Consider the following 25,385-nt stretch of genomic DNA (forward strand, 5'->3'; position numbering starts at 1 on the left):
AACTCGCCGAGCGGCGATCAGGCAAGGCAAAAACAGGCGAGGAAGCGGAGTTTAGGGGCCTAAATGAGCATTCCGAGCCTGTTTTTAACGCAGCCTGGTCGACGCGCAGGCAGTTTTCGTTCAGAGCCTGGAGAGATTCCGTGCGAGCCGCCCTCATGACTATCACGCTGTCAGCGACTCTCGCTGCGCCGCCGCTTCGGTAAACTCCTTCAGCCAGCGCAATACATCGACAGCCTCCCAACGGCCTGGATCATAAAGCGCATATAGCAGCCCTTGATAACCCACGACATCCAGTTGGCGGTGATAACCCGCGCGCTGAAACAAGGCTTCGATTTCAGCGAAACAGGTGTTGAAGTGCAATTTGTTGAATGGCGTTTTTCCTTCCGTGACCAAACCATCCAGGCGCAACTCCAGCACCGCCTCCTGTACGACATCAGCCGACATGCGGTTCACGCTGGCTTTTAATTGTTCGACATTGACCATGCTGCATCCCTCTAACGCGAATAGCTGTACGCACATACAGTAAACGAATAATCGGGGTTACGCCAACGCATTACCTGAGGATCGCGACAGACGTAACGACTGTCGCTGAAGACGAGATGGGGTTAACGCAGGAATGCCACGACCTGTTCGGCGTCGAAGGGCCAACCCAATTCGGCCCCCGTATCAACGCGGCGCAGAACCGGAATACGCAAGGCATAGGCTTCAAACAAGGTTTCGCTGTCTGCAATGTCGACCAGTTCCACCAACAAACCGTGCTCGACCAGCGGCATCAGTTCCGCTTCTGCGAGTTCACAGAGATGGCAACCAAGGGTGCTGAACAACTGGCATTCAGGAGGCATGACAAACAGACCAACGAGGATTGGGTGACTATTCTAGGCCCGGGACGAAAAGTCGTCGAGCGACGGGGATGCCCGTGACGACAGCCAATTTTGACTGTCTGGTAAAACCCTGATGCAAATCACTCGGCCTCAGTTCCAGTTGCGCGATGCTCGCGGCTTTTTTGCCTCTACGCTTGGTACGTCCTGGCGGTGAAACGGAGAATGTTGTGTTTGCCAATTTGTTGATCATCCTCGCCTCATCATTGGTGGTGATTGCGCTGTTTCGGCGCCTTCAGCTTCCGCCCGTGCTGGGCTACCTGTGCGTCGGACTGCTCGTGGGACCAAGCGCATTCGGCTGGGTGAATGACAACCAGGATTTACCGGACCTCGCCGAGTTGGGCGTGGTTTTTCTACTGTTCTCCCTGGGTCTGGAGTTTTCCCTGTCGAAAATGCTCGCGCTACGGCGTGTGGTATTTGGTCTAGGCAGCCTGCAAGTGCTGTGCTCGGGCGCTCTGCTGGGCGGACTGCTGATGCTGCTCGGCATGCCTGCCACCCCGGCCATGTTGCTCGGCGCCGGTCTCGCACTATCGTCCACGGCGATTGTCAGCAAAGAGTTGAGCAGCCTCGGCGAGATCTTCAGCCGCCACGGCCAGAATGCGATTGGCGTGCTGTTGTTTCAGGATGTAGTTGCGGTGCTGTTGCTGACTCTGGTCCCGGTGTTCGCTGGCAGCAGCGATCAAACCTGGTACTGGGCGCTGCCGATCACACTCGGCAAAACCCTGGTGCTGTTTGTCGGTCTGTTGCTGGCCAGTCGCTGGCTCCTGCCACGCCTGTTCCACGAAGTCGCCGCCTCGCACTCCGCTGAACTGTTCGTCTTGCTGGCACTGGTCATCGTGTTGCTGACCGCGTGGCTGACTCATCTGCTCGGACTCTCCCCTGCCCTCGGTGCCTTCCTTGCCGGCATGTTGCTGGGCGAGAGCCATTACCGGCATCAGATCGAAGCCGATATCCGCCCGTTCCGCGATATTCTGCTTGGACTGTTTTTCGTCAGCATCGGCATGCTGATCGACCTGCAGTTGTTCGCCAGCCATGGCCTGTTGATTCTCGGCCTGACATTGGGGCTGCTGCTGATCAAGGGCAGCGTGGTCGCAGCGCTGGTCAAATGGCGCGGCAGTGACGGCGAAACCGCCTGGCGCAGCGGTCTGGCATTGGCGCAAGGCGGCGAATTCTGCTTTGCGCTAATGGCCCAGATGCAGCAGAACAAGCTGTTGCCAGCCGAGCTGAGTGGCCTGCTGCTGGCTGCGACCTTCTGTTCGATGTTGCTGACGCCATTATTACTGCGCGCGGCGCCAGGTATTGCCACACGCTTGCACCGCAAACCCGATGACGAAGCGCAACTCGATCAGATTGCTGCGTTGAACGCCGAGCGGCACGGGCACGTGGTAATTTGCGGCTACGGTCGAGTCGGTCAATCCATCGGACGTTTTCTGCGCCGCGAAGAGCAGCCCTTCGTTGCGCTGGACGATGACCCGGTGCGTGTTCACGAAGCCGCGGCCGGTGAAAGCTGCGTGCACTATGGCGATTCCCGTCGTGGAGAGTTGCTCGGGGCCGTGGGACTTGAGCGCGCGCGACTGCTGGTGATTGCCGTGGACAAGACCGATATCGCCCTGGCCGTGCTCAATGCAGCACGACGGATAAACACCGAGGTTCCGATACTGGTGCGAACCCGCGACGATAGTCAGTTGACCGAATTGAAGGCAGCCGGAGCCAATGAGGTCGTCCCGGAACTGCTGGAATCGAGCCTGATGCTCGCGTCCCACGCGCTGATCATGTTGGGTTTGCCCCAACAGCAGGTCCAGGAGCGTGTCGATGAAGTGCGACGTAGCCGCTATCGACTGCTGCAAGGTTTCTACCACGGAGCGCAAAGCAATTTGCTGGACCGTCGGGGGCAGCCGAAGGTGTTGATGCATGCGGTTAACCTGGCGACGGACGCCCACGCATGCGGCCGGCCCTTGAATGAGCTGGCGCTGGAAGAGTTGGGGGTCGATGTTCAAGCCGTTCAGCGCAATGGCGCTGATTTGGCGGTTGAGGGCACCACCCGATTGCTGGCAGGCGATCGGGTATTGATGTCAGGCACCTTGTCTGCCATCGAGGCCTGTGAAGCCAGGCTTCTGGCTGGGTAATAAAGGGTTGTAAGCCCTGCTCGCGCAGAATCGGCAGCCACCTCGCGCGAGCCTGGCCAATCAACTGAAGGCAATCAATCCTGGCTGACCGCGCCGATCTTGTGGATCGACAGATCCGCCCCGTAATACTCCTCTTCCTGACTCAGGCGCAGCCCATGCAACAGCTTGATCGTGCCATACACCGCAAAGCCTCCGATCAATGCCACGGCCACACCGAGCGCGGTGCCGATCAACTGACTGATCAAGCTTACCCCGCCGAGACCACCCAAGGCGCTCTGACCGAAAATCCCGCAGGCAATCCCGCCCCAAACGCCACACAGACCGTGCAACGGCCAGACGCCGAGTACATCGTCGATCTTCCATTGGCTTTGCGCCGCGATGAAACACCAGACAAACAAGGCTCCGGCGATGGCGCCGGTCACCAGTGCGCCAACCGGGTGCATCAAGTCAGAGCCGGCGCAGATCGCTACCAACCCGGCCAGTGGGCCGTTATGCAGGAACCCCGGGTCGTTACGGCCGACAATCAATGCGGCAACCGTGCCGCCGACCATCGCCATCAACGAGTTGACCGCCACCAGGCCACTGACGCCTTGCAGGGTTTGCGCGCTCATCACGTTAAAGCCGAACCATCCGACGATGAGAATCCACGAACCCAATGCCAGAAACGGAATGCTCGACGGCGCAAACGCCACCAGACGCCCATCGCGGTACCGACCATTGCGCGGACCGAGCAACAAGACCGCCGCCAGTGCCAGCCAACCGCCCATGGCGTGCACTACCACAGAACCTGCGAAATCATGGAAGCCGGCACCGAAGCGCGCCAACAACCAGGCCTGCAGACCAAAGTTTCCGTTCCAGACCACACCTTCAAAAAACGGATAAATGAAGGCGACGATCAACGCCGTCGCGCACAACTGCGGAGCGAATCGGGCGCGCTCGGCAATCCCCCCGGAGATGATCGCCGGAATGGCTGCGGCAAAGGTCAGCAGGAAGAAAAACTTCACCAGCCCATAACCGTGATCAGCGCTGATCACCGCGGCCGGTTGCATGAAAGTGACGCCGTAGGAAATCCAGTAGCCTATAAAGAAATAGGCCAGCGTCGAGATGGCAAAGTCGCTGAGGATCTTCGATAAAGCGTTGACCTGGTTTTTTTGCCGAACCGTGCCGACTTCCAGAAAAGCGAAACCGGCATGCATGGCCAGAACCATGACAGCGCCGATCAGAATGAACAGCGTATTGGAGCTATGGACCAGGCTGTCCACAGCACTTTGCAAATTTTCCATGAAGTTGGCAGACCTTAAAGTCGCAAAAGCACCAAAGCGGTTCACCGAACCAATTCACGCACCAAGTTGACACCAGCCTTGGCGTCAACCGTTATTCCGGCGAACCGTTTTGGCGCAAAAAGCTCATTGAGGTCAATCGTTGCTCGGGTGTTTGCGCGAGTTTCTATTATTTAGGTTAAGGTTTTCGCGAAGCATGCCCAGTTTCAGCACAGCAGTACTGTCTGACGCACCACGACATAGCAAAAGCTGTACCAGGCATTGGGGGCGTTCTCAATTAGTTTCCCCACCGCGTTGTCGCCTTAAAGCGGGCCAGGCAAGGCGCAGGCCGCTGGGAATGGTCGCTCCCTTTCCAAGGCCTGCAACGCAGCCTGGCCCGTTTTAAGGCACAACCCGAAGGGCCGGGCCTGCTGTTGTGCAGGGCTGCGTTGCTCGAAGCTTGTTTGGAATGACCAAACCACGCTTCTCGCGCCTTGCCCTGCACAACAGCAGACCCGGCGCGGTGGGGAAACTAATTGAGAACGCCCCCTAGCACTGAACCTTCGAGCACGGCTCGTACTCGAATATTTCATACGCCAATTATGGAGATCACCATGGCCAGAAAAACGGCAAAGACTGCTCAAGAAATCCTGATGGAAGACTTTCAGACACTGGTCAGCGACACTGAACGGTTGCTGGAACACACCGCCACACTGGCCGGTGATCAAGCCGATGAGCTGCGCAACCAGATTCACGAAAGCTTGCTGCGGGCTCGCGAGACCCTGCAACTGACCGAAGACTCCATGCGCGAACGCGGCAAGGCAGCCGTCACCGCCACTGAAGACTATGTTCAGGCCAACCCATGGCAGGCTGTTGGTATCGCGGCCGGCGTAGGCTTTTTGATTGGTCTGTTGGCGACGCGGCGCTGATATGGCTATCGGTGAATCCGGCTCGTCCGAAACTGGCCCCGGCGCTTCATCGCGACGCTTGGGCGCCGCTTTTCTCGGATTGCTGCACAGCCATGTCGAGTTGTTCGGCATCGAATTACAGGAGCAGAAAGCCCGTACCGTAAGCCTGTTGCTGTTCGCGGGCCTGGCGCTGGTTTTCACCTTGCTGCTGCTGATCGGGCTTTCGACGCTGGTGTTGATTCTGCTGTGGGACACTTATCGCCTGGCGGGGATCATCGGTCTGTGCGTCTTCTATACGCTCGCGGCACTCTTCTGTGGCATGCGCTTGAAAGCGGCGATCTTCGATGAATCATCGCCTTTCAATGCCACCCTTGAAGAGTTGGCGAACGACAGGGAGCGCCTGCTGCCATGAGCCTGCCTGAAATCCCCAAAAACTGTTCACGGCAAGAGATGCGCAAGGCGTTGATACGCTTGCGCATGGAAATGCATCGCCAGGAAATTCGCCACGAGTCCCGGCAGCTGTTGCAGCCCTTGCAGCGCGTACGCGAGATGACGCAAAGCGTTCAGGAGGGTCTTGGCATCAAGCACGCGCCGCTCTGGGGCATCGCCGCCGTGACCTTGCTGGGCTTTCTCAGCGGCAAGGGCGCCAAGAGCGGTGGCATCAACAGCGTCACTCGGCTAGTCCAGCTGGGCACCAGCCTGTTGCCGCTGATCAAGCTGGTACTGCAAGGCTCCTCGCGCAAAAACCAGTAAGCCAACATCTGGCTGCATTCTTGCAAAGCTTCAAGGATCGAACCTCTTTATCGAGAGGTTCGATTCTGCCTGCCTAACCGGCAACCAGGCTCGACTCCAGACCAGACCTTACTAAGGAGGCCACGTGATCGACGGGCAACCGCTCGCCTGCTTTCAGCCGTTCATCGATACTGCTACAGGACGTATTGCTGGCGTCGAAGCGCTGGGTCGCCTGCGCCAGGCCGATGGCCAACTCACCTCGGTCGGCCCGCTGTTTGCCGATCAACGAACCCCCGCCATCGCGTTACGCCGCCTCGATCGGCAAATCCGTGATGACGCCTTGAGCCGGCTGCATGAAGCACCCGCCGACTGGTTTCTGAGCCTGAACATGTCACCGCGCTGGATCAGCCGATTGCGTGCGGATCAGGCATTACCCAGCCTCAAACAACTGAACCGGCACGCTGTCGACCCGCGACGCATTGTTTTCGAGATTACCGAACTGGGTGGCGACAGCCAGCGTCTGAGCGAAGTGGTGACTCGCTATCGACAGGCAGGTGCGCGAATTGCCATCGATGATTTCGGCGCCGGGTATTCCCAGCTCGATCGCGTTCTGGCGCTGCAACCCGACATTCTCAAACTCGACATGCGCCTGTTCCAGGCGGCCGCACGGGGCGGTCCAAGCAGCGATGTGGTCAAGGCACTGGCACAAATGGCAGAGAAAACCGGCTGCTGGATCATCGCCGAAGGCGTGGAAACCGAAGCTCAGTTGAATTTCGCTCTGGAGTGCGGCTCGCGTTACGTTCAGGGCTTTCTGTTTGCCAGGGCGCAGGTCGATTTCTTCGCCAGCGATGCATTCGTCGAACACTTCGCAAGGTTGCGAGAGCGCTATGTGCAACAGAAACTGGCCGAGCGCGGACGGCTGATGGTCATGCGCCAACAGCTCGGCGAACTGATGGGTATTCTGCAAGCCTGGGCTCAGGCCCATGCGCCCATCAGCCATTTGCCGCAATTGAATGCTTTCCCCTGGCTACTGCGCTTTTACCAATGCGACCGGCAGGGTACCCAGCTCACCCCCAACCTGGAATGGCGCAATGGCGGCTGGGAAGCCGATAACCGCTACCTGGGTCACAACTGGTCCTGGCGACCGTACTTCTATCATCTGCTGGCCGAGGGCTGGGACGAGCGGCGCCTGACCCTGTCGAACACGTACCGCGATGCCACCAGCAACCAGTATTGCCTCACCGCCGGACAGTTCTTCGATAATGGTCAACGCTTGCTGCTGATCGATATCGACGCGGTGGGCCTGTAGTTCCGCTTGCAGGGCGTTGCACGAACCGGGAAGCTAGGGCATCAGTCACCTGACGGAGAACCTGCCTTGGATTGGCATACCCTGCTTAATCGTGAACGCCTCGGAAAGCCGGTGCACAGCCCGGAAGAACTCGGTCGCAGTCCCTTCCATAAAGACCACGACCGGATCATTTTCTCCGGCGCCTTTCGCCGTCTTGGCCGCAAGACCCAGGTCCACCCGGTGTCCAGCAATGACCATATCCACACGCGCCTGACCCACTCACTGGAAGTCAGTTGCGTGGGGCGCTCATTGGGTATGCGCGTCGGTGAAACCATCCGCAGCGCCCTGCCCGACTGGTGCGAGCCGAGCGACCTGGGCATGGTGGTGCAATCAGCTTGCCTGGCCCATGACATCGGCAATCCGCCTTTTGGCCACTCGGGTGAAGACGCCATCCGCTACTGGTTTCAACAAGCCGCGGGCAAGGGCTGGCTGGATGCCATGAGCCAAGTCGAACGCGACGACTTCCTCAACTTCGAGGGTAATGCCCAAGGCTTCCGGGTGCTGACCCAACTGGAATACCACCAGTTCGACGGCGGTACACGGCTGACCTACGCAACACTGGGTACGTACTTGAAGTATCCGTGGACCGCGCGCCATGCCGATTCGCTGGGTTACAAAAAACACAAGTTCGGTTGCTATCAGAGCGAACTGCCCCTGCTGGAGCAGATCGCCCAGAAACTGGGCCTGCCGCAACTCGAGGAACAGCGCTGGGCCCGGCATCCTCTGGTCTATTTGATGGAGGCTGCCGATGACATCTGCTATGCCTTGATCGACCTTGAAGATGGTCTGGAGATGGAGCTTCTGGAATACGCCGAGGTGGAGTCTCTGTTACTCGGTCTGGTTGGGGATGATCTGCCGGAAACCTACCGTCAACTCGGCCCCAATGACTCGCGCCGCCGCAAACTGGCGATTCTGCGTGGCAAAGCCATCGAGCACCTGACCAACGCTGCGGCACGCGCATTCGTCGAGCAACAGGACGCGCTGTTGGCGGGCACCCTTCACGGCGATCTGGTGGAACACATGCACGGACCGGCGAAGCGTTGCGTGCTGAATGCCAAGGACATGGCACGCAAAAAAATCTTCCAGGACAAGCGCAAAACCCTGCATGAAATCGGTGCGTACACCACCCTGGAAATTCTGCTGAACGGCTTTTGCGGCGCGGCGCTGGAGCAGCACGGTGGTCGTACGGCATCATTCAAGAACCAGCGCATACTCGATCTGCTTGGCAATAATGCGCCCGACCCGCACGGGCCTTTGCATACCTCGTTTTTACGCATGATCGACTTCATTGCCGGCATGACCGACAGTTATGCAAGCGAAATGGCCCTGGAAATGACCGGACGCTCCAGCCACTCGTAAAATCAATCGATCAGTCGCCCCGGAGTATTCAGTGGCGACTGATCATCCTCCAACACTTTGTAGTACTGAGAGATTTTCCCTACACCCTGTGCAGAGTAAACTTATCATTTGCTCTATATACACGCGAAATAATCACTCTATCCTGTTCAATATGATCGAGATCCGCAAACCTGACAGTTATCCATTAACGGCAAAGAAGAGAGTGCTGATTAAAACTATAACAATATTTCTGACGCCACCGCAGGTCAGCCATTTTGCATGGAAAGCTATATGTTCAAATACGATCTGTACATCATGCTGGTGGAGGATCATCCCTTCCAGCTGAAAGCGACCCAATGCCTGCTTGAAAGTTACGGTTTCACTCAGGTCACTGCCGTAAACAATGCTGAAAATGCACTGCAGGCGATGACTCAGGTTCAGCGACCATACGACATCTTGCTGTGCGATCAATGCCTGCCTGACCTTTGCGGCCTCGACTTGATCGGCATTGCCAGCCACCAGGGCCTGATACAGCAGGCGATCATCCTGAGCAGCCTTGACTCAAGTGAACTGGACATATTGAAAAAAAACGCACACGAACGGCGACTACCATTGCTTGGGTATTTGGCAAAACCACTGAAACAATCTGAATTTATAAACTTATTGATCCCCACAAACACAATTAACGGAGAGCCCTCGGACACCTCACGACAAACAGAAAGCCCTCAACACCACCACACCCCAAAAATAGTGATTCAGCACTAACTGTGAAACTCATATCAACCAGGACTAATGACCGCCTACATAGCGACCTAACACTCTCACTCTTCCTTACAAACCTAGTTAACGCGTAATCCGTTGCCTCTTTTAATGTAGGACATGTCCTATATTGCACCTACAGCCCCGTCACTTCATGCGTCAACTCCCTTATCTGAGCTAAGGTGCTCGCTTTATTTGCGCACGTATGGGACATGATTATGAACTCAGTTTTTATTGTCGACGATCACCCCGTCATTCGCCTTGCAGTTCGTATGTTGCTAGAACATGAAGGTTACAAAGTAGTCGGTGAATCCGACAACGGAGTCGATGCGATGCAGATGGTTCGCGAATGCATGCCCGACCTGATCATCCTTGACATCAGCATCCCGAAACTCGATGGACTGGAGGTGCTCTCGCGCTTCAATGCAATGAGTACTCCGCTGAAGACCCTGGTTTTGACGGCCCAGTGCCCAACACTTTTCGCCATCCGCTGCATGCAGTCCGGCGCCTCCGGTTACGTCTGCAAACAGGAAGACCTCAGCGAACTGCTGAGTGCCATCAAGGCCGTGCTGTCCGGTTACAACTACTTCCCCAGTCAGGCCTTGAACCCGGTTCGCGGGGATGAAGGCGTCTGTGCAGAGCTGGACTTGTTCAAGACGGTCAATGATCGCGAACTGATGGTTCTGCAGCTGTTCGCTCAAGGTCGTACCAACAAGGAAATCGCCAAAGGCATGTTCCTCAGTAACAAGACCGTCAGCACCTACAAGAAAAGACTCATGCAGAAACTCAAGGCCAAATCCTTGGTTGAACTTATCGAGATGGCAAAACGTAACGCGCTAGTGTGAGGGACAGGATGCCCAGGTGTTTAAAGGACTATTTATTGTATTTGAGCGCAGGTTTATGCCTGAGCACCTCCGCGTCCGTAGCAGACACCGGAATCGACAACTACACACTGCTTAGCCGCTCAACCGCAGGTCATATGGACGTTCAGCTGGATAAATCACAACGGCTGTGGATACACAATAAACGCGAACTGATCCTGGGGACCTCCGCTCCCGACTACCCCCCTTTCGATTTAACGATCAGCGGCCACGACTACGAGGGGTTCACGGCTGATTATGCGGGGATTCTTGCAAAATCCCTGGGCTTGCCGATCAAGGTCCGTCGCTATCTCGACCGAGATGCTGCCATCCAGGCACTCGAAAACGGCGAAATCGATCTGCTTGGAACGGCCAATGGTTTTGAAGCGAGGCACTCGAACATCGCGCTTTCTGCACCTTACGCCATTGATCAGTCGGTTCTGGTCACTCGGGAGGCTGAAACACGATCATTAACTGAAGGCCTGGCCGACATGCGATTAAGCATGGTCTATCACTATCTGCCGCTGGACGAGGTAAAAGCGCTATACCCCAAGGCCATCATTACCTCCTATCCGTCCTACCAGAATGCGATCAGTGCCGTCGCCTTTGACCAGGCAGATGTGTTCCTCGGCGACACCATTTCAACCCACTTCACGATCAACAAGGGTTATCTGAAAAATATACGGATGGCCAACTTCGGCAAACATGAGGCCTATGGGTTCAGCTTCGCTGTGCGCAAGGACGATCAGAACCTGCTGGAAATCATTGATGCCGTACTCAAAGGGGTGCCTGCGGGCGAGCGGGAAAATATTGCCAAACGCTGGAGCGCAGGCAGTGACATCCTTCTGACTGACCACAAACTGCAATTGACCAACCGTGAGGAGCGCTGGCTTGCGCAGCACCCGGTTGTTCGCGTGGTCGTCAACGACGCCTTCGCCCCGTTGACGTTCTTTGACGCCGACGAGACCTTTCGGGGTATTGCCGCTGACTTGCTCGAACTGATCAGGCTTCGAACCGGTTTGCAGTTCGAGATTCACCGCAGCCGAAGTGACAGCGAGATGATCAGACAGGTTAAAGACAACCAGGCTGACCTGATTGCCGCGATTCTTCCCAGCACCGAACGCGAGGCGCAGCTGAGCTTCACCCGTCCCTACCTGGAAAACTCATTTGTACTACTGACCCGAAAGAGCACCGCCGGCCCAATCAATCTTGAGCAACTGAGTGGCAAAAGCCTTGCAATCACCCAAGGTAATCCACTCCTCGACTACCTGCGTCGCGAGCACCCGACGATCCAGCTGATTGAAACGCCTGACACGTTCAGCGCGGTGGAGTTACTCGCCAAAGGTCAGGTAGAGGGCGCAGTCAACTCATTGGTGATTGCCAACTACTTCATTTCATCGCAAGTGTTCGAGGACGCGTTGCAAATCAGTGCGACTATCGGGACACAGCAAGCCGCGTTTTCACTGGCGACCGCGCGCAACGCCACCGAACTGAACTCCATCCTCGAAAAAGCCCTTTTAAGCATTGCGCCGGACGAACTGGGAATAATCAACAGTCGCTGGCGTGGCTACACGGGCACCTCCAGTAGCACCTGGCGTAACTACCATCGCCTGTTCTATCAATTGGTCATTGGCAGCGGTTTGTTGTTGCTGATTTCACTGGCCTGGAATGCCCACATGCGCAGGCAGATCAAGCAACGCCAGAAAGCGGAGCGCGCACTCAATGACCAGCTCGAATTCATGCATACGCTGGTCAACGGAACACCTCATCCAATCTACGTACGGGACCGCGAAGGGCTGCTGCAAAGTTGCAATGACAGTTACCTGGAAGCTTTTTGCGCCAAACGCGAGGACGTGATAGGCAAAAACGTCATGCAAGGCGCCATGAGCAATGAGTTCGAGGCCAGGGAATATCAGGCGGATTACCAGCGAGTGGTGGCCGAAGGCGTCCCGCTGATTCTCGACCGCCCCCTGCACATTGGCCGGAAAAAGCTGACGATCTATCACTGGATTCTTCCCTATCGAGATTCGACGGGCGAGGTCCAGGGGATCATAGGTGGCTGGATCGACATCAGCGAACGACGACAGCTTTTTGATGAGCTCAGGTCCGCCAAAGAGCAGGCGGACAAGGCGAATCGCGCCAAGAGCACCTTCCTCGCCACCATGAGTCATGAAATCCGCACCCCGATGAATGCGGTGATCGGCATGCTCGAGCTGACCTTGAAACGGGCCGATCAGGGTCACCTGGATCGTCCGGCCATTGAGGTGGCCTATAGCTCGGCCGAGGACTTGCTGGAGCTGATTGGCGACATCCTCGATATCGCCCGAATCGAGTCCGGCCATTTGAGCCTGGCGCCAGAACGGGTGAACCTCGGCGAAACCGTGGAAGCGGTCGTGCGGGTCTTCGACGGATTGGCCCGGCAAAAAAACCTCAGCCTGGTGCTGGAGTTCCCCACCAGCGCTGAACAACCCGATGTGTTGCTAGACCCCCTGCGCTTCAAACAGATACTGTCCAACCTGATCAGCAATGCCATCAAGTTCACCGAGCACGGCCAGGTCAAGATCAAGGTCACGCTGCAACCGACCTCGGAGCCCGACTGGATGGCAATGGAGTTATCGGTCAATGACACCGGTGTCGGTATCAGCGAGGACGATCAGCGACGGTTGTTCGAACCCTTCACCCAGGCGGACAACACCGGACACTTGGCCAGAAGCGGCGCGGGTTTGGGTCTGGTGATCAGCCGCAACCTGTGTGAAATGATGGGCGGTTGCGTGCAGTTGACCAGTACGCCCGGGGTCGGCACTCAGGTCCGGATTTCATTGCAGATGACTGCACTGCCAGACGCAGTGGTGCCCGACAACCCGCAACCGGTGATTGCGCATACCTCGGTCACCTTGAATGTACTGGTGGTCGATGATCATCCCGCCAATCGATTGCTGATGTGCCAGCAACTCGGTTTTCTGGGGCATCAATCCGTCACGGCCGACAACGGCGAGGCTGGTTTCCAGGCATGGAAAGAAGGCCATTTCGACCTGGTGATTGCGGACTGCAACATGCCTCTGATGAATGGCTACGAACTCACCCGTGCCATCCGCCAGACCGAGCACGATGAGCAGCGCCCGCCCTGCACCGTGCTTGGCTTCACGGCCAATGCTCAACCGGAAGAAAAACAGCGATGCCGGCAAGCAGGCATGAACGATTGCCTGTTCAAACCCATCGGGCTGACAACACTGAGCCAACGACTGGAAGCCCTCAAGGCGGTCAGCGAAGATCAGGCTTTTAACCTGGACGGCTTGCAGCTGCTCACCGGCGGCGATCCAGAACGGGTTCAGCGCTTGCTTGCCGAATTGCTCAACAGCAATCGCCTCGACCGCCAGGAGCTCCTCGCTCTGCCACCTGCGAGCGGGCCGCAAGCCTTCATTGAGGTGGCGCACAAAATTAAAGGGGCAGCCCGTATCATTCAGGCCTCAAGGCTGATCGACGGCTGCGAAGCGCTTGAACGCATGTGCCATGAAGGCTTCTGTCTGGACCAGCTCGAAGCCCGCAGCAAAGGCATAGAACACGCCATGCTTGAGTTGGAGCAGGCGCTGCAACGACAGATCCGTCATCACGCCAACGTGTAAAAACCACGCTGAAACAACTCGTGGCAGCCGCCTTCGACAGCTGCTACGGGCTGGATCAGCACTCGGTCAAACGCAAGAAAATCGCCGCCAACTGCTCTATGCCGGCCTGATCATCAACGGTGAAACGCGCCAACAAAGGACTGTCGAGGTCCAGCACACCGATCAACCGACCGTCCTTGACCAGCGGCACCACCAGCTCGCTGTTCGATGCGCTGTCGCAAGCGATATGTCCGGGGAACGCGTGCACGTCCTCGACCAACTGGGTCTGCAAAGTCGCCGCCGCCGCCCCGCACACGCCCCGGCCGAACGGAATCCGCACACAGGCGATCTGCCCCTGGAAAGGCCCAAGCACCAGTTCCTCGTTGCGATTGAGGTAAAACCCGGCCCAATTCAGGTCATTGAGCTGGTTGAACAAAAACGCCGAAAACTGCGCGGCGTTGGCAATAAAGTCGCGCTCATCCGCCAGCAACGACTCCAGTTGCGCGCAAAGCAGACCATAGCCCTCAAGACCCGCGCCGCTCTTTTGCAAATCGATCATGTCTTGTGCTCCAACAACTTCAGTCCGACCCAGTACCGGGCAAATTGATACGCGCAACGGCCGTTGCGATTACCGCGTCCGGTGGCCCAGCGAACCGCGAGAATCTCGAGTTCCTCATCACGTTTCCACTCAAGGCCGGCCTTGCCTGCCAACGCTCCCACCCAATGCTCGACCACATTGAGGAAGTGCTCCTGGGTAAAAGGATAAAACGACAGCCACAGGCCAAATCGATCCGACAGCGCGATCTTGTCTTCAACCGCCTCGTTGGGGTGAAGCTCGCCGTCGACCATTTTCCAGTTTTCGTTATCGCTCTCTTTTTCCGGGACCAGATGGCGACGGTTAGAGGTGGCGTACAACAGCACGTTATCCGGTGCCTGCTCCAGCGAGCCATCAAGCACGCTTTTGAGCACCCGGTAGTCGCCCTCACCCGCCTCGAAGGACAAATCATCGCAAAACAGCACAAAGCGCTGAGACAACTTGGCGACTTGCTCAACGACGCGCGGCAGGTCTGCCAGGTGATCGCGCTCGATCTCGATCAGACGCAAACCACCCTTGGCGTGCTCAGCCAGCAAGGCCCGCACCAGCGACGATTTGCCGGTGCCACGCGAACCCCAGAGCAACGCGTGGTTGGCAGGCATGCCGTCGAGAAACTGCCGGGTATTTCGCCCCAACTGTTCCAACTGCTTGTCGACCCCGATCAGGTCGGACAAACGCATGTCCAGGCTGACCTCGAGCGGCAACAGAAAACCACTGCGACCCTCACGCTGCCAGCGTGCAGCCAGGCACTGCGTCCAGTCGATGGCGCTACGCGGTGCGGGCAGCAATGGCTCGATACGAGCCAGAACCGCATCGGCGCGTTCAAGAAATGCATTCAATCGGGAATCCACGACTTCTCCTCGGGCACGTTCACAGTAATGATGGGGACAGAAAACCAAAAGCAGCGCGCAATGCCGCAATTATCGCGATAATCGCTCACCCGCCAGTCATGCCGTAATCCATGGATGATCGGCTATGCTTCGCCCAGAAGGGAAACGAAAGTGGTTCAGCACACCATGGATATCAAGTTCACCAACCGCCTGTCTTACAAGCAAGCCAGGCTCACAGTGCTGGTCGGTTTCATTCTGGGGACCCTGCTCAGTCTGGTCCAAATAGGCATCGATTATGCCAGCGAAGACGCCTCCATCAACCGGGAAATAATGTCGCTGCTGGAAATCAGCCATAACCCGGCTTCGCGGATCGCCTACAACATCGATGCCGAACTCGCCCAGGAACTGACCCTTGGCCTGCTGCGTTCGCCCGCGGTCATCAGTGCGCAACTGACCGATAACAACAATACGATCCTCGCCAGCGTAAAGCGCCCGGACCTGCAAAACGGTGGTTACCGGGTGATCAGCGACTTTCTGTTTGGCGCCAATCGACAGTTCAAGGACCGCCTGTTCCTCGACCACCTGCCCGAAGAATCCCTCGGCACCTTGCAACTGGATGTCGACACCTACACCTTTGGCAGCCGCTTTCTGCGCCGGGCCGAAGTCACTCTGATCAACGGTTTTGTCCGCAGCCTGATACTGACCGGGATTCTCCTGGCGCTGTTCTACGTGATGCTCACCAAACCGCTGGTGCGGGTCATCCGCGAACTCAGCAGACGCGACCCACGCAGTCCCGAACAGGCACTGCTGGAGTGTCCGGTGGCACACGAAAACGATGAAATCGGCGTCCTGGTCACGGTGGCCAACCAGCAATTCGAAAACATGACCACCGAAATCCAGCAACGTCGTAATGCCGAAAACCGCCTGACCGACTACCTCGGGCAACTGGAAAACATCGTCTCGGCACGTACCGGTGAACTGAAAGCGATCAATAGCCGCTTGACCGTATCGAACGAAGAATTGGAAGTTGCGCGCCAGACGGCTCTCGACATGGCCCAGGCGCGCTCGGTGTTTCTGGCCAACATGAGCCATGAAATCCGTACACCGCTCAATGGCTTGCTGGGCATGATCGCCCTCTCGCTGGACAGCCCGCTGAACGCCGAGCAACGCCAGCAACTGTCGATTGCCCACGACTCCGGCAAAGTACTGGTGGAACTGCTTAACGATATTCTCGACCTGTCGAAGTTCGACGCCGGCCAGCTAGAGCTGGAGAGCATTCCATTCGACCTCGGCTCTCTGATCGAAGACACCGCCAACCTGCTGTCACAGAACGCGGCGCCCGGCGTCGAATTGACGTGCCTGATTGATCCGCAGTTCCCGTCCCTGGTACTCGGCGACCCGATGCGGGTTCGGCAGATTGTCAGCAACCTGCTCTCCAACGCCCTTAAATTTACCCGTTTTGGACGGGTGGACGTGCGCCTGAGCCCCCATGAAGACGGCGTCAGAATCGAAGTCTGCGACACCGGTATCGGCATCGCGCAGGATGCCCAGGTCAAGATATTCCAGCCGTTTACCCAGGCAGGTGCCGGTATTTCCCGCCAGTTTGGCGGCACCGGATTGGGCCTGGCGCTGACCTACAACCTGTGCGAAGCCATGCAGGGCCGTCTCACCATCAGCTCGGAGCCGGGTTTCGGCAGCCAGTTCTGCGCTGATCTGCCGCTACCCGGGCACACTCCGGCAATCGTCCCCGCGCGCCTGCACGGCAAGGTCCTGGCGATCACTGCCGCCAGCAGCGGTCTGGCTGAACTGTTAGGCAAGCTGTTGCCCGATTGGGGTCTGGAGTATCAACAGTGCACCATCGATGACTCCTTGATCGGACTGTCACCCGATGTGCTGATCACCGACTGCCCGGAATGCCTGTTCGGTTTGCGTCCGGCCATGACCGCGCCGATTTTGCTGGTGACCGCCTATGGCAGTTTCATGCCCAGCGAAGAGGCCACTGCCCTCGCCCCGCTGCAACAACAAGCGCGTCCGCTGGCCCGCAACGCGCTCTACCAGACGCTGCGACGCACCTTGCAGGCCGATGAAGTCGCTCTTGTCACCGATACTCACGAGTCAAGCCTCATGCCCCTGCGGCGGGCGCGAATCCTTCTGGTGGAAGACAACCCGGTCAATCAGCTCGTGGCCAAAGGCATGCTCAGCAAGTTGGGCTGCAACGTGGTTGTCGCCGCCCACGGCGCCGAAGCACTCGACCAGCTGGAGCTCAAGCAGTTCGATCTGGTGCTGATGGACTGCAACATGCCGGTCATGGACGGCTACGAGGCCAGCCGGCAAATCCGTCACAGTGGGCGCTGGCCGGACCTGCCGATCGTTGCCCTGACCGCCAACGCCATGCCCGAGGAGCGCGAACGCTGCCGCGCGGCGGGCATGAGCGATTATCTGGCCAAACCGTTCCGTCGCGAGGAACTGGCCGCCCTGCTTGAGCTGTGGGTGCCGGTTACGACAGTGTCTTGATCTGCCCCAACAGGTGGTCAAGACCGCTGCGCAGTTCGTTCAGGCGTTCAAGATCGACACCGCTGTCGCACAACAGGCGCGCCTTGAGCGGCCCGACCTGTTCGCGCAGGGCAACCCCGGCCGGCGACAGGCTCAAGTGCACTTCACGCTCATCACGCAGCGACCGTTGACGCTGGACCAGTTGCAACTGCTCAAGACGCTTGAGCAACGGCGTGAGCGTCCCGGAGTCCAGCGACAGCCGCTCGCCAAGGGCTTTGACCGTTGGCTGCTCAGGCGCACTCTGCTGCCACTCCCACAACACCAGCATCACCAGATATTGCGGATAGGTCAGGCCCAGTTGATCGAGCATCGGCTTATAGCCGCGGATCACCGCCCGGGACGCGGCATACAACTTGAAACAGAGCTGACTGTCGAGCTGCAGTGAATCGGCTGACAAATCGTTCATTTGAGCAGGGCTTCAATCTCGCGGGTCAGGTCCTGCGGCTTGGTCGCCGGTGCGAAACGCTTGACCAGCTTGCCATCCCGACCGATCAGGAACTTGGTGAAATTCCACTTGATGCCTTGAGAGCCCAGTACACCCGGGGCACGTTTTTTCAGTTGAACAAACAGCGGGTGAGCGTCACTACCGTTGACGTCGATCTTTTTGAACAGTGGAAAACTCACACCGAAGTTCAGTTCGCAGAACTCGGAAATCGCCCCTTCGTTGCCCGGCTCCTGTTTACCGAACTGATTGCACGGAAAACCGAGCACCACCAGACCTTGATCCTTATAGGTTCGCCACAGCTCTTCGAGACCTTTGTACTGCGGGGTGAAACCGCATTTGCTGGCGGTGTTGACCACCAAAACCGCTTTGCCGGCGTAATCGGCCAGGGTCTTTTGCTCACCTTTGATGGTGGTGCAGGGAATACTCAGCAGGTTGTCGGTCATGGCGCATGCTCCGGTGAAGGACGAGGAAACTTAAACATAGCGAGCAATTAGATTGCATGCAATTTAATAAATCAATAACTCACCGGCCGTAGGAGCTGCCGCAGGCTGCGATCTTTTGATCTTTCGCTTTGGACTCAATTGGCTCAAACAAAAAGATCGCAGCCTTCGGCAGCTCCTACGGGGCTCGGGTTATTCGCGGGGCACCAGGTCCAGACACACCGAGTTGATGCAGTAACGCAAACCGGTCGGTGGCGGACCATCCGGGAACACATGGCCCAAGTGCGCGTCGCACTTGGCGCAGACCACTTCAGTGCGGATCATGCCGTGGCTGATATCGCGGATCTCGACCATCGCGCTCTCGCCGATCGGCTCATAGAAGCTCGGCCAGCCGCAGCCGGAGTCGAACTTGGCTTTGGAATCGAACAACGGCTCGTTGCAGCAGATGCAGTGATAGACACCGTCGGTTCTGGTGCCGTTGTACTTGCCCGAGAACGGTCGCTCGGTGCCCTTCAGACGACAAACGTTGTACTGCTCCGGATCGAGCATCTCCCGCCATTCTTCCAGGGTTTTTTCCAACTTTTCCATCGTCATACCTCTGCATCTGAAAAAGCCTGATCTGTACCTTTTCCACGGATCAGGCGGCACGTATGATTGCGCCTCGTTAATCGCCAGTCTGGCAGCCGCGTTACCCGCATTCAAACGGATTTTGGTGCGATGACCCCAGGCGCCAGGCGTGTGTGAAGACGCAGGATTCCCAGTACGGTAGTTCATACAGCGTCTGGATCGTTCATTTTCGGGAACACATCGCCATGCAGGTCAGCAAATCGAACAAGCTCGCCAACGTCTGCTACGACATTCGCGGCCCAGTGCTCAAGCACGCCAAACGCCTGGAAGAGGAAGGCCATCGCATCCTCAAGCTGAACATTGGCAACCCGGCGCCTTTTGGTTTCGAAGCGCCCGATGAAATTCTCCAGGACGTGATCCGCAATCTGCCGACCGCCCAGGGCTACAGCGATTCCAAAGGCCTGTTCAGTGCGCGCAAGGCCGTCATGCAGTACTACCAGCAGAAACAGGTAGAAGGTGTCGGCATCGAAGACATCTACCTGGGCAACGGCGTTTCCGAGCTGATCGTGATGTCGATGCAGGCCCTGCTCAACAATGGCGACGAAGTGCTGGTCCCGGCCCCCGACTACCCGCTGTGGACTGCCGCAGTCAGCCTGGCTGGCGGCAATCCGGTGCATTACCTGTGCGACGAACAAGCCAACTGGTGGCCTGACCTGGCCGACATCAAGGCCAAGATCACCCCGAACACCAAGGCTCTGGTGATCATCAACCCGAACAACCCGACCGGCGCGGTGTATCCCAAAGAAGTCCTGCTGGGCATGCTGGAACTGGCTCGCCAGCACAATCTGGTGGTGTTCTCCGACGAGATCTACGACAAGATTCTGTACGACGACGCCGTGCACATCTGCACTGCTTCCCTGGCACCGGACCTGCTGTGCCTGACCTTCAACGGTCTGTCCAAGTCCTATCGGGTTGCCGGTTTCCGCTCCGGCTGGATCGCCATTTCCGGCCCCAAGCATCACGCCCAAAGCTACATCGAAGGCATCGACATGCTGGCCAACATGCGCCTGTGTGCCAACGTGCCGAGCCAGCACGCCATCCAGACCGCGCTGGGCGGTTATCAGAGCATCAATGATCTGGTGCTGCCGCAAGGGCGCCTGCTTGAACAGCGCAACCGTACCTGGGAACTGCTCAACGACATCCCGGGCGTCAGCTGTGTCAAACCGATGGGCGCGCTCTACGCCTTCCCGCGGATCGACCCTAAAGTCTGCCCGATCCACAACGATGAAAAGTTCGTGCTTGACCTGCTGCTCTCCGAAAAACTGCTGGTGGTCCAGGGCACGGCCTTCAACTGGCCATGGCCGGACCACTTCCGCGTCGTAACCCTGCCACGGGTCGACGATCTGGACATGGCTATCGGTCGGATCGGCAACTTCCTCAAGTCCTACCGCCAGTAAGCGCGATGACGCCGAGGGCCTCTGAAAGGCCCTCGGCGATTAATTCAGCAACACATTTCCATCCTCCGACTGCGACAGCACCTTGAGTGCTGGCGGATTTACGCGGCTAGCGGTTACGCCTAACAGCGGCGGGACTTGTGAAAACAAAATCCAGCCAAATATCTCTTCAGCCGACGTCGGAATTGCCCTGCAAGCGTCTAGAATCCAGCTGTAGGACACAGTTTGAAATAGTCACCCGGTTGAATAGCCCGATGCGGCACCTTATATACCCCGCAGTACGCTACATATTTAGCATGAGGAGATTTCTACAACCATGATGCGCATCCTGCTGTTTTTGGCCACTAACCTGGCGGTCGTGCTGATTGCCAGCATCACCCTGAGCCTTTTCGGCTTCAACGGGTTCATGGCGGCCAATGGAGTTGATCTCAACCTCAATCAGCTGCTGATTTTCTGTGCGGTCTTTGGTTTCGCCGGCTCGCTGTTCTCGCTGTTCATCTCCAAGTGGATGGCGAAGATGAGCACCAGCACCCAAATCATCAGCCAGCCGCGCACTCGCCATGAACAATGGCTGCTGCAAACTGTTGAGCAGCTGTCTCGCGAAGCCGGAATCAAAATGCCTGAAGTCGGGATTTTCCCGGCCTACGAGGCCAACGCCTTCGCCACCGGCTGGAACAAGAACGACGCGCTGGTCGCGGTCAGTCAGGGTCTGCTCGAGCGTTTCTCGCCCGACGAAGTGAAAGCCGTTCTGGCCCACGAAATCGGCCACGTGGCCAATGGCGACATGGTGACGCTGGCGCTGATCCAGGGCGTGGTGAACACCTTCGTGATGTTCTTCGCGCGGATCATCGGTAATTTCGTCGACAAGGTGATCTTCAAGAACGAAGAAGGCCAAGGCATTGCCTACTATGTCGCGACCATCTTCGCTGAACTGGTACTGGGCTTCCTGGCCAGCTCGATCGTCATGTGGTTCTCGCGCAAACGCGAATTCCGTGCAGACGAAGCCGGTGCCCGCCTGGCCGGCACCAGCGCAATGATCGGCGCCCTGCAGCGCCTGCGCTCGGAACAAGGTCTGCCGGTGCACATGCCGGACACCCTGAATGCCTTCGGCATCAACGGTGGCATCAAGCAAGGGTTCGCTCGCATGTTCATGAGCCACCCGCCACTGGAAGAGCGTATCGACGCCTTGCGTCGTCGCGGCTGAGAGGTTCTGCGGTAATACAAAAGGGGCGATCTGATCGCCCCTTTTTTATGTCTTGAAGATCAAAAGATCGCAGCCTGCGGCAGCTCCTACGGGAGATCACATTCCCCTGGCGAAGCCTGCGATCTTTTGCTGCTTAGCGAGCCATCAATCTATATACCCGCTCTTCAAGCCGCGTAACGCCAGCCTGGAGGAACTTCCAGCTCTCACCCAGAATGTCCCGCACCTCACAGAAATCAAGCTGCCAGCGAGCACCCAGCAACGCCTGCACGTCTTCATCCGGCACAGCAAAGGGTGGCCCGGCCATCTGCGCCTGATCGTAATCCATCGTAATCAACAAGCCTTCACAGGCTGACGGCAAAATCCGGCTCAGGTGTGCAACGTATTGCTCGCGCATGGGCGGCGGCAAGGCAATCAACGCTGCTCGATCATAGACAGCCGCACAATCGGCCACATCGTCTGCGGTCAGGCCGAAAATATCTCCGCACCACAGCGCGAGGGCTCCCGCCTGGTAGACCTTGAAGGCACCTTGTTCGGTGATCTGCGGCGTAAGTTGCTGCTCATGGAAAAAATCTTCCACGGCCTTTTCCGACAACTCGACGCCCAACACCTGGTGCCCTTGCGCTGCCAGCCATACGAGATCCAGGCTTTTCCCGCAGAGCGGCACCAGCACCCGAGAGCCCTTCTTCAGATTCAACTGCGGCCAGTACGGCTGCAAATAAGGATTGACCTCTGACTGATGGAAGCCGATCTGATTGAGCTCCCAACGCTTTTGCCAAAACTCTGGATGCATAAATCCCCCCTGAAAATTTGATCAATATGCCCTAAAACTTATATTAGATTTAGATCAATGATCTGACTGAAGATGTTCCCATCTTAACGCTCAGGACCTTACTCATGTTCCCCAGCCTGTTTATCTCTCACGGCTCCCCCATGCTTGCACTGGAGCCCGGCGCCAGTGGCCCGGCGCTGGCCCGCCTGGCCAGCGAATTGCCGAAACCCAAGGCCATCGTGATCGTTTCCGCACACTGGGAAAGCCAGGACCTGCGCGTCGGCAGCGCTGAGCAACCGGAAACCTGGCACGACTTCGGCGGTTTCCCTGCCGCACTGTTCGCGGTGCAATACCCCGCACCCGGCCAGCCGGAGCTCGCGGCGCAGGTCGCCGAGTTACTCAAGGCGGATGGCTTGCCGGCACAGCTCGATGGCCAGCGCCCGTTCGATCATGGTGTTTGGGTGCCGCTGTCACTGATGTATCCCCTGGCCGACATTCCGGTGGTGCAAGTGTCGCTACCAAGTCGTCTCGGCCCTGCCCTGCAAACCCGCGTCGGTCGCGCCTTGTCCAGTCTGCGCGAGCAAGGCGTGCTGCTGATTGGTTCCGGCAGCATCACGCACAACCTGCGCGAACTGGACTGGCATGCCGGTCCGGAAAGCGTCGAACCCTGGGCCAAGGCCTTTCGTGACTGGATCATTGAAAAGCTCGCCGCAAACGATGAAGCCGCCCTGCACGATTATCGCCAGCAAGCCCCGAATGCCGTGCGCAGTCATCCCAGCGACGAACACTTGCTGCCGCTGTACTTTGCCCGCGGCGCCGGTGGTGATTTCAGCATCGCCCACCAAGGCTTCACCATGGGTGCCTTGGGGATGGACATTTATCGTTTCGGATAACGTCAAGGTCAAAAGATCGCAGCCTGCGGCAGCTCCTACACCATTACCCGCAGGCTGCGATCTTTTCTGGAAGGCAAAAAAAATCCCCGAACCAGTCGGGGATTTTTTATGTGCGATCAATCAGCCCGAGAGCGGATTAATCTTCGCGATAGCGACGCAGTTTCAGCTGCTTACCGGCAACGCGAGTGTCCTTCAGTTTGGTCAGCAGACGCTCCAGACCATCTTCCGGCAACTCGACCAGGCTGAAGCTGTCACGCACCTGGATACGACCGATTGCTTCACGAGCCAGACCACCTTCGTTAAGGATGGCGCCCAGCAGGTTCTTGGCAGCGATACCATCACGCGCACCCAGCGCGGTACGGCAACGAGCACGGCCTTCGGCCAATGGGATCGGAGCACGACGCTCACGGTCACCACGGTCAGGACGATCACCGGAACGCTCTGGACGATCGCCACGTGGTGCATTGTTCGGCACCAGCGGACGTTCTTTCTCGATGGCCGCCAGGGTCAGCGCCTGAGCGTTGGTAGCCTTGCGCAGCAGCGCAGCGGCCAGTGCACGCGGGGTGCAACCGATGTCGGCAGTCAGGCGATCCAGCAGATCACCGTGAGTCGATTCGGCATCGGCAACCAGCGGCGACAGGCTGTTGGTCAGTTTCTTGATGCGTGCATCGAGAACAGCTTGAGCGTCTGGCAGGCGAACTTCAGCAACCTTTTGACCGGTTACACGCTCGATCACTTGCAGCATGCGGCGCTCACGTGGAGTCACCAGCAGCAGTGCACGACCTTCGCGACCGGCACGGCCGGTACGGCCGATACGGTGAACGTAGGACTCTGGGTCGTACGGCATATCAACGTTGAAAACGTGAGTGATACGCGGAACGTCCAGACCACGAGCAGCAACGTCGGTCGCCACAACGATGTCCAGACGGCCATCCTTGAGGGATTCGATCACGCGCTCACGCTGGTTCTGGGCAATGTCACCGTTCAGCGCAGCGGCTTTGTAGCCTTTGGCTTCCAGGGCACTGGCCAGGTCCAGGGTCGCTTGCTTGGTGCGCACGAACATGATCAGGGCGTCGAAGTCTTCAACTTCCAGCAGGCTCAATACAGCCGAGGTCTTCTGGTCAGCGTGAACCAACAGGTGAGCCTGTTCGATCGCGGTAACGGTCTGAGTCTTGGTCTGGATCTTCACGTGCTGCGGATCGCGCAGGTGACGCTCGGCGATGGCACGGATCGACTGCGGCAGGGTAGCCGAGAACAATACGGTCTGACGGGTTGCCGGCAAGGCCTTGAAGATAACTTCCAGGTCGTCCATGAAGCCCAGTTTGAGCATTTCGTCAGCTTCGTCGAGAACCAGGTGGTTCACGGTTGCCAGTACTTTTTCGTCACGACGCAGGTGGTCGCACAGACGGCCCGGAGTGGCGACAACGATCTGTGCGCCATTACGGATTGCTTTCAGTTGCGGGCCCATCGGCGCGCCGCCGTAAACGGCCACAACGGTAACGCCCGGCATTTGCTTGGCGTAGGTTTCGAAAGCGGTTGCTACTTGCAGCGCCAACTCACGGGTTGGCGCCAGGATCAGGGCTTGCGGCTCGCGCTTGGCAGGATCGATGCGATGCAGGATCGGCAGGGCGAACGCAGCGGTTTTACCCGTACCGGTTTGCGCCTGACCAATCATGTCGTGACCGGCCATGATGATCGGGATCGATTGCTGCTGAATAGCCGAAGGCTCTTCGTAGCCAGTCGCAATGACGGCTGCAAGAATATTCGGATTAAGATTAAAAGCGGCGAAGCCGCCGGTTTCCTGGGTCATGGGTCTGCCTCTAAG

General features: G+C 57.8%; 22 protein-coding genes and 1 pseudogene. 13 read left to right on the forward strand and 10 right to left on the reverse strand.

The window, feature by feature from the left end; genetic code table 11:
- Nucleotides 1-162: 162 nt before the first annotated feature.
- The gene (locus BK659_RS27420) at nt 163-483 is read right to left on the reverse strand and encodes a transcriptional regulator (protein ID WP_123428899.1); all 321 of its coding nucleotides are present in this window, start codon (nt 481-483) and stop codon (nt 163-165) included.
- 122 nt (nt 484-605) lie between these two features.
- The gene (locus tag BK659_RS27425; protein ID WP_123428900.1) at nt 606-842 is read right to left on the reverse strand and encodes a glutaredoxin family protein; all 237 of its coding nucleotides are present in this window, start codon (nt 840-842) and stop codon (nt 606-608) included.
- 206 nt (nt 843-1,048) lie between these two features.
- On the opposite strand from BK659_RS27425, the gene BK659_RS27430 reads away from it, so the two are divergent.
- Nucleotides 1,049-3,004 (forward strand): monovalent cation:proton antiporter family protein, encoded by a 1,956-nt coding sequence (locus tag BK659_RS27430; protein ID WP_123428902.1) that lies wholly within the window; start codon nt 1,049-1,051, stop codon nt 3,002-3,004.
- Between the two features lie 74 nt (nt 3,005-3,078).
- On the opposite strand, the gene BK659_RS27435 is transcribed toward BK659_RS27430, so the two are convergent.
- The gene (locus tag BK659_RS27435; RefSeq protein ID WP_123428904.1) at nt 3,079-4,287 is read right to left on the reverse strand and encodes an ammonium transporter; all 1,209 of its coding nucleotides are present in this window, start codon (nt 4,285-4,287) and stop codon (nt 3,079-3,081) included.
- Nucleotides 4,288-4,877: 590 nt separating this feature from the next.
- On the opposite strand from BK659_RS27435, the gene BK659_RS27440 reads away from it, so the two are divergent.
- The 8 genes and pseudogenes from BK659_RS27440 (at nt 4,878) to BK659_RS27475 (ending at nt 13,831) form a co-directional block, all read left to right on the forward strand.
- On the forward strand, nt 4,878-5,192 hold the full coding sequence (locus BK659_RS27440) for an ElaB/YgaM/YqjD family protein (RefSeq protein ID WP_123428906.1): 315 nt from the start codon (nt 4,878-4,880) through the stop codon (nt 5,190-5,192).
- A gap of 1 nt (nt 5,193) precedes the next feature.
- Nucleotides 5,194-5,583 carry a phage holin family protein gene (locus tag BK659_RS27445; protein WP_123428908.1) on the forward strand — a complete coding sequence of 130 codons (390 nt, stop codon included), beginning with the start codon at nt 5,194-5,196 and terminating at the stop codon, nt 5,581-5,583.
- The gene (locus tag BK659_RS27450; RefSeq protein WP_123428910.1) at nt 5,580-5,924 is read left to right on the forward strand and encodes a hypothetical protein; all 345 of its coding nucleotides are present in this window, start codon (nt 5,580-5,582) and stop codon (nt 5,922-5,924) included. Before BK659_RS27445 ends, BK659_RS27450 begins: the two co-directional genes overlap by 4 nt.
- Before the next feature lie 124 nt (nt 5,925-6,048).
- Nucleotides 6,049-7,212: an EAL domain-containing protein gene (locus tag BK659_RS27455; RefSeq protein ID WP_123428912.1), complete on the forward strand. Its 1,164-nt coding sequence runs from the start codon at nt 6,049-6,051 to the stop codon at nt 7,210-7,212.
- Between the two features lie 66 nt (nt 7,213-7,278).
- On the forward strand, nt 7,279-8,610 hold the full coding sequence (locus BK659_RS27460; RefSeq protein WP_123428914.1) for a deoxyguanosinetriphosphate triphosphohydrolase: 1,332 nt from the start codon (nt 7,279-7,281) through the stop codon (nt 8,608-8,610).
- 270 nt (nt 8,611-8,880) lie between these two features.
- Nucleotides 8,881-9,255, forward strand: a pseudogene (locus BK659_RS27465) (response regulator); the annotation flags it as partial.
- 311 nt (nt 9,256-9,566) lie between these two features.
- Complete coding sequence (locus BK659_RS27470) at nt 9,567-10,193, forward strand: response regulator transcription factor (protein WP_123428963.1); 627 nt, start codon at nt 9,567-9,569, stop codon at nt 10,191-10,193.
- Between the two features lie 8 nt (nt 10,194-10,201).
- A complete protein-coding gene (locus BK659_RS27475; RefSeq protein WP_123428918.1) occupies nt 10,202-13,831 on the forward strand; it encodes a transporter substrate-binding domain-containing protein in 3,630 nt (1,209 codons plus the stop codon).
- Between the two features lie 55 nt (nt 13,832-13,886).
- On the opposite strand, the gene BK659_RS27480 is transcribed toward BK659_RS27475, so the two are convergent.
- Together BK659_RS27480 and BK659_RS27485 are read right to left on the reverse strand one after the other, a co-directional pair.
- Entirely contained in the window at nt 13,887-14,369 is a 483-nt protein-coding gene (locus tag BK659_RS27480; protein ID WP_123428920.1) for a GAF domain-containing protein, read from the reverse strand.
- On the reverse strand, nt 14,366-15,256 hold the full coding sequence (locus BK659_RS27485) for an ATP-binding protein (protein ID WP_123428922.1): 891 nt from the start codon (nt 15,254-15,256) through the stop codon (nt 14,366-14,368). The genes BK659_RS27480 and BK659_RS27485 overlap by 4 nt, the downstream gene beginning before the upstream one ends.
- Nucleotides 15,257-15,421: 165 nt before the next feature.
- Here BK659_RS27485 and BK659_RS27490 point away from each other — a divergent pair, with 165 nt between their 5' ends.
- Nucleotides 15,422-17,749 (forward strand): hybrid sensor histidine kinase/response regulator, encoded by a 2,328-nt coding sequence (locus BK659_RS27490; protein ID WP_123428964.1) that lies wholly within the window; start codon nt 15,422-15,424, stop codon nt 17,747-17,749.
- On the opposite strand, the gene BK659_RS27495 is transcribed toward BK659_RS27490, so the two are convergent.
- From BK659_RS27495 to msrB, 3 genes are all read right to left on the reverse strand, one after another.
- Nucleotides 17,733-18,194 (reverse strand): MarR family winged helix-turn-helix transcriptional regulator, encoded by a 462-nt coding sequence (locus BK659_RS27495; RefSeq protein ID WP_123428923.1) that lies wholly within the window; start codon nt 18,192-18,194, stop codon nt 17,733-17,735. The two genes, BK659_RS27490 and BK659_RS27495, sit on opposite strands and share 17 nt — an antisense overlap.
- Nucleotides 18,191-18,676: a glutathione peroxidase gene (locus BK659_RS27500; protein ID WP_123428925.1), complete on the reverse strand. Its 486-nt coding sequence runs from the start codon at nt 18,674-18,676 to the stop codon at nt 18,191-18,193. Before BK659_RS27500 ends, BK659_RS27495 begins: the two co-directional genes overlap by 4 nt.
- A gap of 189 nt (nt 18,677-18,865) precedes the next feature.
- Nucleotides 18,866-19,261: a peptide-methionine (R)-S-oxide reductase MsrB gene (gene msrB / locus BK659_RS27505; protein ID WP_123428928.1), complete on the reverse strand. Its 396-nt coding sequence runs from the start codon at nt 19,259-19,261 to the stop codon at nt 18,866-18,868.
- Nucleotides 19,262-19,485: 224 nt separating this feature from the next.
- Here msrB and BK659_RS27510 point away from each other — a divergent pair, with 224 nt between their 5' ends.
- Nucleotides 19,486-20,697, forward strand: coding sequence for a pyridoxal phosphate-dependent aminotransferase (locus BK659_RS27510; RefSeq protein ID WP_123428930.1), 1,212 nt, complete (start codon nt 19,486-19,488; stop codon nt 20,695-20,697).
- Between the two features lie 313 nt (nt 20,698-21,010).
- Nucleotides 21,011-21,898, forward strand: a complete 888-nt coding sequence (htpX, locus tag BK659_RS27515; protein WP_071554338.1) for a protease HtpX — start codon at nt 21,011-21,013, stop codon at nt 21,896-21,898.
- A 133-nt stretch (nt 21,899-22,031) separates the two neighbouring features.
- Here the strand turns inward: htpX and BK659_RS27520 are convergent, their stop codons facing one another.
- Entirely contained in the window at nt 22,032-22,688 is a 657-nt protein-coding gene (locus BK659_RS27520; protein WP_123428932.1) for a thiopurine S-methyltransferase, read from the reverse strand.
- Between the two features lie 104 nt (nt 22,689-22,792).
- Between BK659_RS27520 and BK659_RS27525 the strand changes: the two genes are divergently transcribed.
- Nucleotides 22,793-23,560: a DODA-type extradiol aromatic ring-opening family dioxygenase gene (locus BK659_RS27525; protein WP_123428934.1), complete on the forward strand. Its 768-nt coding sequence runs from the start codon at nt 22,793-22,795 to the stop codon at nt 23,558-23,560.
- Nucleotides 23,561-23,696: 136 nt separating this feature from the next.
- Here BK659_RS27525 and BK659_RS27530 read toward each other — a convergent pair whose 3' ends face one another.
- Complete coding sequence (locus BK659_RS27530; RefSeq protein ID WP_123428936.1) at nt 23,697-25,370, reverse strand: DEAD/DEAH box helicase; 1,674 nt, start codon at nt 25,368-25,370, stop codon at nt 23,697-23,699.
- Nucleotides 25,371-25,385: the final 15 nt, after the last annotated feature.

The sequence above is a fragment of the Pseudomonas brassicacearum genome (assembly GCF_003732225.1).
GTDB classification, from domain to species: domain Bacteria; phylum Pseudomonadota; class Gammaproteobacteria; order Pseudomonadales; family Pseudomonadaceae; genus Aquipseudomonas; species Aquipseudomonas brassicacearum_E.